Origin of the sequence: Arcobacter sp. CECT 8983, from assembly GCF_004118855.1 — a bacterium.
GTDB lineage: Bacteria > Campylobacterota > Campylobacteria > Campylobacterales > Arcobacteraceae > Halarcobacter.
In genome coordinates this window covers 415475-424689 of sequence record NZ_PDKF01000002.1, presented here as the reverse complement: position 1 = coordinate 424689, position 9215 = coordinate 415475, and the positions used below count along the sequence as shown (strand labels likewise).

General features: G+C 29.6%; 8 protein-coding genes and 1 pseudogene. 4 read left to right on the top strand and 5 right to left on the bottom strand.

Annotated elements, in window-relative coordinates; all coding sequences use genetic code 11:
* Positions 1–274: 274 nt before the first annotated feature.
* Both sucC and sucD read left to right on the top strand, forming a co-directional pair.
* Complete coding sequence (sucC, locus tag CRV01_RS02165) at positions 275–1444, top strand: ADP-forming succinate--CoA ligase subunit beta (protein WP_129006591.1); 1170 nt, start codon at positions 275–277, stop codon at positions 1442–1444.
* The gene (gene sucD / locus CRV01_RS02160) at positions 1444–2313 is read left to right on the top strand and encodes a succinate--CoA ligase subunit alpha (RefSeq protein WP_129006590.1); all 870 of its coding nucleotides are present in this window, start codon (positions 1444–1446) and stop codon (positions 2311–2313) included. The genes sucC and sucD overlap by 1 nt, the downstream gene beginning before the upstream one ends.
* 1 nt (position 2314) lies before the next feature.
* On the opposite strand, the gene CRV01_RS02155 is transcribed toward sucD, so the two are convergent.
* A complete protein-coding gene (locus tag CRV01_RS02155) occupies positions 2315–2740 on the bottom strand; it encodes a hypothetical protein (protein WP_129006589.1) in 426 nt (141 codons plus the stop codon).
* Between the two features lie 186 nt (positions 2741–2926).
* On the opposite strand from CRV01_RS02155, the gene CRV01_RS02150 reads away from it, so the two are divergent.
* Together CRV01_RS02150 and CRV01_RS02145 are read left to right on the top strand one after the other, a co-directional pair.
* Positions 2927–3661 carry a phytanoyl-CoA dioxygenase family protein gene (locus CRV01_RS02150; protein WP_129006588.1) on the top strand — a complete coding sequence of 245 codons (735 nt, stop codon included), beginning with the start codon at positions 2927–2929 and terminating at the stop codon, positions 3659–3661.
* Positions 3654–5767 (top strand): annotated as a pseudogene (locus CRV01_RS02145) (helix-hairpin-helix domain-containing protein). The gene CRV01_RS02150 and the pseudogene CRV01_RS02145 overlap by 8 nt, the downstream one beginning before the upstream one ends.
* An 11-nt stretch (positions 5768–5778) precedes the next feature.
* On the opposite strand, the gene CRV01_RS02140 reads toward CRV01_RS02145, so the two are convergent.
* Genes CRV01_RS02140 through CRV01_RS02125 form a run of 4 tightly spaced genes read right to left on the bottom strand, consistent with a single transcriptional unit; the run spans position 5779 to position 9215 of the window.
* Complete coding sequence (locus tag CRV01_RS02140; RefSeq protein WP_129006587.1) at positions 5779–6162, bottom strand: RidA family protein; 384 nt, start codon at positions 6160–6162, stop codon at positions 5779–5781.
* Positions 6163–6206: 44 nt separating this feature from the next.
* Positions 6207–6935 (bottom strand): NUDIX domain-containing protein, encoded by a 729-nt coding sequence (locus CRV01_RS02135; protein WP_258238293.1) that lies wholly within the window; start codon positions 6933–6935, stop codon positions 6207–6209.
* Positions 6936–6987: 52 nt separating this feature from the next.
* Entirely contained in the window at positions 6988–8166 is a 1179-nt protein-coding gene (locus CRV01_RS02130; RefSeq protein WP_129006585.1) for a sensor histidine kinase, read from the bottom strand.
* Positions 8157–9215 (bottom strand): FIST C-terminal domain-containing protein, encoded by a 1059-nt coding sequence (locus tag CRV01_RS02125; protein WP_129006584.1) that lies wholly within the window; start codon positions 9213–9215, stop codon positions 8157–8159. The genes CRV01_RS02130 and CRV01_RS02125 overlap by 10 nt, the downstream gene beginning before the upstream one ends.

Below are 9215 nucleotides of genomic sequence, written 5' to 3'. Positions count from 1 at the left end.
GATCATACTGCATTTAGAGTTGACTGGATGCCATTTGGTGGTGCTAAAACTTCTGGTCTTGGATTAGGTGGTATCCCTGATTCTATGAATGAAATGCAAAACCAAAAAATGATGGTTATTAAATCTCCTGTTTTATAATTCATTTTATAGAAAGAGTTTATACTCTTTCTATAACATTTTAAAATCCTCTCTTTTAAATCTATTAAGCCCATTTATATGATTATTTTGGTATAAGTTTCCATTCAAAAATCCATTTTCATAAATAAGGCAAACTATGAATTTACACGAATATCAAGCAAAAAACCTATATAGAAAATATGATATTCCAACTACAAAAGGTAAACTACTTACTCACCCCTCACAACTAGATGATATTTTAAGAACAATTGGTGAAGACAGATGGGTAATAAAAGCTCAAGTTCATGCAGGAGGAAGAGGAAAAGCTGGTGGAGTTGTTGTAGCTGAATCAAAAACTCAAGCAAATGAAGAAGTTAGAAGATTACTAGGAAGTAGGCTTGTAACTCACCAAACAACAAAAGAAGGTCAACCAGTAAACTCTATTTTTGTAGAAGAACCTTGCGATGTTGTAGATGAAATTTATTTAGCCTTTGCTGTGGATAGAACAAGTCAGAGAATTATGATTATCACTTCAAGTGAAGGTGGTATGGAAATTGAAGAAGTAGCAGAAAAATTTCCAGAAAAAATCTTAAGAAATCCTATTAATCCAGTTGTTGGAATTATGCCTGCACAATGTAGACAAATTTGTGATGACTTAAAACTAGATAAAACTCTTTCTGCACAAATGATTGATTTAATGCAAAAAATGTATAAAATGTTTATTGAAAAAGACTTATCACTTGTAGAAGTAAATCCTTTAGTTGTTACAAAACAAGGTTACTTAGTATGTCTTGATGGAAAGATTCAAGTTGATAACTCAGCTTTATATAGGCAGCCTAAAATGAATGAAATCAGAGATGAATCTCAAGAAGATGCAAGGGAATTAAAAGCAGAAAAACTAGACCTAAACTATGTAAGCTTAGATGGAAATATTGGTTGTATGGTAAATGGTGCTGGTTTAGCTATGGCAACTATGGATTTAATTAAAACTCATGGTGGTGAACCTGCAAACTTTTTAGATGTAGGTGGAAGTGTAAATGAACAAAGAGTTATTGAAGCCTTTGAAATAATTCTTTCAGATGAAAAAGTAGATGGTATCTTAGTAAATATCTTTGGTGGTATTGTTAGATGTGACATCATTGCTGCTGGTATTATTGCTGCTGCAAAAAAAATGGAAATAAATGTACCTGTTGTAGTTAGACTTGAAGGTACAAATGCAAAAGAAGGATTAGAGTTAATTGAAAACTCTGATTTAAAAATCTATGAAGAAGCAGATTTAGATAAAGCTGCACAAAAAATTATTGAATTAGCACAAGGGGCGAACTAATGGCAATTTTAATTGATAAAAATACAAAAGTATTAGTTCAAGGTCTAACAGGTGCACAAGCAAGTTTCCATACAGGACGTGCAATTGCATATGGAACAACAGTAGTTAGTGGTGTAGTTCCAGGTAAACGTGGACAAACTCACTTAGACCTACCAATTTATAACACAGTAGAGTGTGCAAAAAGATTAACAGGAGCAAATGCTTCTATTATCTATGTACCTGCTCCATTTTGTAAAGATGCAATTATTGAAGCAAGCGAAAATGGTATTGAAATAATTGTTTGTATTACAGAAGGTATTCCAACTATTGATATGCTTGATGTGAAAGCAGCAGTTGATTTAAATGGTTCAACTCTTATTGGTCCAAACTGTCCAGGTATAATTACTCCAGGTCAATGTAAAATGGGAATTATGCCTGAAGCAATTCATCAACCAGGAAGTGTTGGAATTGTATCAAGATCTGGTACTTTAACTTATGAAGCAGTTAATCAATCTACAAAAGCAGGATTTGGTCAAAGTACTTGTGTAGGTATTGGAGGAGATGCAGTTCCAGGAAGTGATTTTATTGATATCTTACAAAGATTTGAAAATGACCCAGAGACTAAAGCAATTGTAATGATTGGTGAAATTGGTGGAGCTAAAGAAGAAGCTGCTGCTGAGTTTATTAAATCAAATATTACAAAACCTGTTGTTTCTTATATCGCAGGAGTTACAGCCCCAAAGGGTAAAAGAATGGGACATGCAGGTGCAATTATTGATGGAAGTAAAGGAACTGCAGATGAAAAGTATGCAGCTTTACAAAGAGCTGGTGTTACTACTGTTAGAACTATTACATCAATAGGTGAAGCCTTAAAGGCTGTTCACCCATAAATTAATAACTTAATGTTGTAAAATCATCATTTAAAAGTTGTGCTGCAACTTTTGGTGGTTTTGCAACAGTAATTCCTTTTATTAATACAGATTCATCTTTTTTAGCATTTGGTAAATATAAAGGACAAATTTCTACTTTAGCTCCTTTTTGCATAATTGCTTGAAGCATCATTTTTGGACTTTTATTCATTGGCTTTAAAACTTCACTTTCCATACCCTTCACAGCTAAATCTCCTGCACTTGAACAAAGAGTCATATTTACTTCTTTTCCTTGCTTTAAAGTCATCATAGATAATACGATTGCCATTTGTTGAGTTTGTGCATCTGAAGCAGTTAAAACAACATTTAATCCTCTTTTTTCACTTGCAAAAGAGTTTGTTACAAGTAATGATAAACAAATACCTACTAATAAAACTAATTTTTTCATCATTTCTCCTAGATAATTTTTCTCTATATTAGAGTTACTAAGTATAAAATTTAACGGCTTAATAGATAATAAATAATTATGATATAATCATAAGATTTAATTATAATGAAACTATAAAAGTTATTGAATAATAAAATAGAAATCGATTTTGATGTATAATACGAAAAATTTATAAGAAAGCTACCAATGGAATTATCAAAAGAACAATTAGAGCAATTTAACTGTGATGGATTTTTAATAATAAAAAATTTTGCTGACAATAAATTATGCGATAAAATTTTAGAAAAAGCAAAAGAACACCTTACAAAAAAACAAGCTCCAATTGAAACAGAACAAGAGTATATGAGCCTTGATGAAGATAAAATTACAGTTAGAAGATTAAGACAAGTATATGATAGAGAAGAAGTATTTCAAGAGTGGATGACAAATAAAGAGATAAGACCTATTTTAAAACAAGTTTTAAATGATACTCCTATTTTAACATTAGCCCACCACAACTCAATTATGACAAAACTTCCCCATGAAAGTACAAGAACTTATTGGCACCAAGACAGAAGATACTGGCACTTTGAAAATGATGACTTAGTATCAGTTTGGTTAAGTTTAGGAGATGAGTTTTTAGAAAATGGGCTTTTAGAATTTATACCAGGAACACATAAAATAAAGTTTGGTAAAGATTCTTTTGATGAAGTAGATAATTTTATTGATGAAAATGAAGAAAACCAAAAAATCATAAAGAAAAGAACTCATCAAAATTTAGAAAAAGGTGATATTGTATTATTCCACTGTAAAACACTTCACCATGCAAGTAAAAATAGTACAGATACTGCAAAAATATCTTTTGTTTATACTGTACGAGCACAAAATAACAAACCTCTTGAAAATACAAGAAGTGATTTTAAGGAAATTGTACTTGACTAACGATTTATTAAACTTACTACAAGAAAAAACACAACTACAACCTTCTGTTATAAAAAACATAATCAATCTTCTTTCTGAAGGTTGTACTATTCCTTTTATTGCAAGGTATAGAAAAGATTTAACAAATAATGCAAGTGATGAAAACTTAAGAGCTTTTGAGGAAGTTTACTCTTACTCTCAAAAATTACTCGCAAGAAAAGAAGAGATAATCTCTATTTTAAAAGAGAAAACTTTTTAAATGACAAAGTTTTATCTCAGTTAAGTGAAGCAACAACTTTACAAGCAGTAGAAGATATATATACGCCTTTTAAAGATAAAAAATCTTCAAGAACAAGTAAGGCTATTGAAAATGGTTTAGAACCTTTAGCAAACATTATCCAAAGTCTAAAATATACAAAAGAAGAAGTTTTACAAAAAGCAAAACAGTTTTTAAATAAAGAAGTTACATCTACTGAAGATGCTATAACTGGTGCAAAAGATATTATTGCTCAAAGATATGCTGATGATTTTAAATCAAAAGAGATAGTAAGAAAACTCATATCAAACTGGGGGACTATAGAGATAAAAGAAGGCAAAGAGTTTCAAAAAGATGGTCTTTATTCAAACTTTATAGAAAAAGAAGAAAAAATCAAATACATCAAATCCCATAGAACTTTAGCAGTATTAAGAGCAGTAAATGAAAAGCAACTTTCTATAAAAGTTAATATTGATGAAAAGCATATTTTAGACAATATTCAAAAATATAAAATTCCTTCTTGGGCAAATAGCTCAAAAGATATTGTATTTGATGCCTACAAAGATGGACTAAAAAGACTTTTACTTCCTAGCTTAAAAAGAGAAGCTCTAACAACTTTAAAAGAAAAAGCTAGCTCTGAAGCAATCGAGCTTTTTGGAAAGAACTTAAAAGAGCTACTTCAAACAGCTCCATTAGTAAACCAAGTTATTTTAGGAGTTGACCCTGGATATAAAACTGGTTGTAAATTAGCTGTTATAGATGAAGATGGTTTATACCTTGATTCTACTGTGATTTATCCTACAAAACCAAAAGAAGACTTTGTCAGCTCTTCTAAAGTAGTTTGTGCTTTAATTGAAAAATATAATATCACAGCAATAGCTATTGGAAATGGAACTGCTTCAAGGGAAACTGCTGATTTTATAGCAAACTTAATCAAAGAAAAAAATCTTGATGTAAACTATGCAATTGTTAGTGAAATAGGTGCAAGTGTTTATTCTGCTTCTAAAATCGCACAAAAAGAGTATCCAAACCTTGATGTAACTATTAGAGGTGCTATTTCAATCGCAGCTAGACTTCGTGACCCAATGGCAGCTTTAGTAAAAATAGACCCAAAATCACTTGGTATTGGTCAATATCAACACGATGTAAATCAAAAAGAGTTAGCCCTAAAACTAGAAAACACAACAATTGACTTAGTAAATAAAGTGGGAGTTGATTTAAACTCAGCTTCATATAAACTACTATCTTTTGTTTCTGGCATTACTGAAAAACTAGCGCAAAATATTGTAGAACACAGAGAAAAAATAGGAAAGTTTACTTCAAAAGAAGAGCTTCTAAAAGTAAAAGGAATCGGAGCAAAAGCTTATGAGCAAGCTGTTGGTTTCTTACGAATAAAAGGTGGTAAATCTATTTTAGATAATACAGCTATTCACCCAGAAGATTATGAAGTAACAAAAAACTTGCAAAAAAACTATAAAATAGAAGATATCAAAGATTCACAAATACAAACTATAGCAAATGAACTTGGCTCTTCTTTACTAAAACTAAAAGATATAATTGAAGAGCTTAAAAAACCAGGGTTTGATATCAGAGAAAACTTCAATCAAGTAAAATTTGCCCAAGATGTAGCTTCAATAGAAGATTTAAAAGAAGGATTTGTTTTATCTGGAATAGTTAGAAACATAACTGACTTTGGAGCTTTTGTTGATGTAGGATTAAAAAATGATGCCCTACTTCATATCTCACAAATATCAAATAAAAGAATCTCTCATCCAAGTGAGGTTTTAAGTATTAATCAAAATCTAGAAAAAGTAAAAGTTTTAAGTGTTGATTTGAAGAAGCAAAGAGTGAGTTTAAGTTTAAAAAACTAGAAGAAAATCTTCTAGTTTTTATGAGCTATTACATCTACCTCAACTAATACATTTTTAGGTAAAGTTTTTACTGCAACTGTAGCTCTTGCAGGTGCTGTTTCGGCTTTAAAATATTGTGCATAGATTTCATTGAAAGCTACAAAGTTATCCATATCTGATAAATAACAAGTTGTTTTAAGTACATTGTCAAAAGAAGAGTTTGCTTCATCTAATACTGCTTTTAAGTTTTCCATTACTTGTTTAGTTTGCTCTTGAATTCCACCTTCAACTAATTCCATAGTCTCTGCAATTAATGGAATTTGTCCAGAGATAAATACTAAATCACCAAAAGATGTACCTTGATTATATGGTCCAATTGCTGATGGAGCATTTGGTGTTGAGATAATTTCTTTCATTTTTAGTTTCCTTTATAATAATTTATTTTTTTGTGGATTATACTTTAATTTTCTAAAGGAAAGAATAATTCCATTTCTTTTTTTATATGACTAAGGGGTTTATTATCTATCTTAAAACCTTTAGTTCTCAATGCGGCATTTACTATTGCTTTTGAGTAAGGTAATACCTTTTCATCATTTAGATACTCATTTACATCTACCCATTTTGCATCTATTACCTCATCTGTATCAAAGATATTTATTTCATGTGTAAGAGGTTTAGCTAAACACAGTACATAAAGATTTGACTTATGAAATTGGTGGGGATAAAAATGCCCTAAAGAAACCACAGACTCAAACTCTACTCTTATCCCTGTTTCTTCATAAACTTCTCTTGCAAGAGCAGTTGAAATCATCTCTGCATTGTCTATGTGACCACCTGGAAGTTTATATCCTGCTGTTGATATTTTTTCTTTTATTACAAGTAATTCATTGTTTTCATTTATTACAACTGCCCCTACTCCTAAAGTATGATTTGCTGGCGTTGGAACTATTGCATTGTTTTTTAGTCTTTTTACTACTAAGATATAATCTTCATCACAAGAGTGAAAGAAAAATCCTCTTTGTGTAGCAATAGGGATATATTCGGAATATTTTATATCTATATATATCCAAATAAGATTTCTTTTTGTTTTAAGGGTATCTACCAGTAAATCAAGGTTTAATTCAAACTCTTCTTTTGTGCTAGGAAGATTTTTTTTATTGATTGTTATTCCATTGTATGGATCTAAAATAGCATTAAAACAACCAATTGTTTCTACAGAATTTTGTAAGATAAGATTGCCTTTATATAATATAGTTTACATTCAATGGTAACTCTATATGAAACTTTGCACCATATTCAGTATTTTTTACATACAATTTACCATCTAGTTTATTTACAATTATACCATAGGCAGAGTAAAGCCCAATTCCAGTTCCCCTTGCTTGATGTTTTGTGGTAAAGTATGGATTAAAAATTTTATCTTTTATTTTTTCATCTACTCCGCCAGCATTGTCTTCAATAGTTATTTTTATAAGATCTTCTGTCTTTTGTAAACTATACTTTATCCATTTTTGTTCTAAATTATCTTTTTCCATTAATGCTTCTTTTGCATTGTTAAAGATAGTAATTAATACTTGTAATAAATCTCCAAGTACAAGTCTAAAATGAAGCTTCTCATTTTCTACATACTCTTCTATAATATCAATCTTTTCTAAACTAAAAGATGCCCTTAGCATCTCTGTTGCCATTTTTAATCTGTCTTGGATAATTATCTCTTTTTCTTTATTGCTATCTTTTATATAGTCTCTAAACTCATCAATTGTTCCAGACAAGTAACTTGAGTTTTCTAAAATACTTTTTGTGTACTCTTTAAAGTCTTCATTCGTAAGAATATCTAGCTCTTGTTTTATTTGCATTCCACTTGTTGCAGTTGAGATAATATTTAAAGGTTGTCTCCATTGATGAGCTATATTTCCTATTAATTCACCCATTTGAGACATTTTTAATTGTTCGAAAAGTTGTCTCTCTTTTTCTAAGTTCTCTTTTGTAGCTTCTTCTATTTGTTCTTTTAAATTCTCAACATTTAAACATGAATCTACATTAATCTCTATTTTGTTTTTTAGACTTTCCAAAATAGAAGTAATAAAATCAAAATCATTTTCGCAAGAATAAATAAAAATCAAACAACCTTTTTTTATCTTATATGCTAGTAGTTTTAAGCCATTATCTATTTTCTCTAAAATAAGAGTATCTTCTTTGAGTTTTTTCTTAATTGTTTCAATACTAAAAAGGTTTTTCTTTCCTAATGAAGCTATCTCTTCACAAGACTTCACACTTCTATTGACAAAAAAAGAGCCACTTATAGCACCCGTTTCTTTGATAAAAGTTCTTAAAAATTCTTCCATCATCTCTTGTAGATTTAAACTGTTTCCTATAGAGTTTACACACTTATAAGATGCAGAAAGTTTTGTTAATGACATATTCCACCTATTACACAACTTTTATTTAGTAAGTCTATATATTTTTCTCCTGAGTTAGCTATCTCTCCTATGCTAACTACTCCAAAAACACTCTTTATTGTTTCACACTTGTTCAGTTCTCTTAATTGCTTAGAATAACTATTTACTGTTAAATATTCAAGCCTAGATACACATTCAAATATCATTAAATGCTTAGCGCCACTTTTTAAAACCTGACTTCTTGTATTAGCAGTAGATTCTAAAAGGTCACTCTCTCTTGCTTTTAAAATATTTATTACACTATTATTTTCAATATCCCCAGCTAAATATAAAGACTCTTTTTGAAAAGATATTGGGTCTCTTAAGATATACTTCTCATCATTTTTTAATATTCCTAAAGGATAATCTTTCATTAGAGTATAAAAGTTCTCTACTTCAACTTTTCTACCAAGATCTTTTTCTATTGTAGTTTTATATAAGTCAAAAGCACTTTTATAATCTAATTCTTCAAGTAGTTTACCTTTTGATGAAGTAACAACAAATGGTCCATCTAAAACTTGCCATCCTTCACTTATTCCAATATCAATATTATTATCTATCATTACTATTATAGAAGAGTTTTCATAAAAACCTTTACTATTAAAAAGATATTTTTTATTTTTTTCTAAACTACCTGCTCCACCACCTATGATAGTAGAATTTAAATTTGTATATTCAAACATGTTTTCTAAAAAAGAAGTATTATAATCAGACATTCCATCAATTATTGTAATCAAAGTATTAAATTCACCTAAGCGAGAGTTTGAAAATTGATAGTCAATCATATCTTCAATAAACTCAATATGAACATTACCATTTAGCTTACATATTAAATATCCATCTTCAACTATTTTATTTTTGAATATCAATTTTGGGAAGATTGCACCATAGTACTCTACTTCAAAACTATTTAATACATCTAAATCGATTTTACTATTTTGAGTACATAAAATTAAGTACTTACTTTTATTTGAAAAATTAAATTGTTTTAATTGTTCAGCTGTTTCTAAAAAGGCGACTGTTACATTCAT

Bases quoted from the DNA above. Each gene is read 5' to 3' on its own strand.
- CRV01_RS02150 (WP_129006588.1), top strand. From the start codon at position 2,927: ATGGAATTATCAAAAGAACAATTAGAGCAATTTAACTGTGATGGATTT.
- CRV01_RS02140 (WP_129006587.1), bottom strand. From the start codon at position 6,162: ATGAAAGAAATTATCTCAACACCAAATGCTCCATCAGCAATTGGACCA.
- sucC (WP_129006591.1), top strand. From the start codon at position 275: ATGAATTTACACGAATATCAAGCAAAAAACCTATATAGAAAATATGAT.
- CRV01_RS02130 (WP_129006585.1), bottom strand. From the start codon at position 8,166: ATGTCATTAACAAAACTTTCTGCATCTTATAAGTGTGTAAACTCTATA.
- CRV01_RS02125 (WP_129006584.1), bottom strand. From the start codon at position 9,215: ATGAATGTAACAGTCGCCTTTTTAGAAACAGCTGAACAATTAAAACAA.
- sucD (WP_129006590.1), top strand. From the start codon at position 1,444: ATGGCAATTTTAATTGATAAAAATACAAAAGTATTAGTTCAAGGTCTA.
- CRV01_RS02155 (WP_129006589.1), bottom strand. From the start codon at position 2,740: ATGAAAAAATTAGTTTTATTAGTAGGTATTTGTTTATCATTACTTGTA.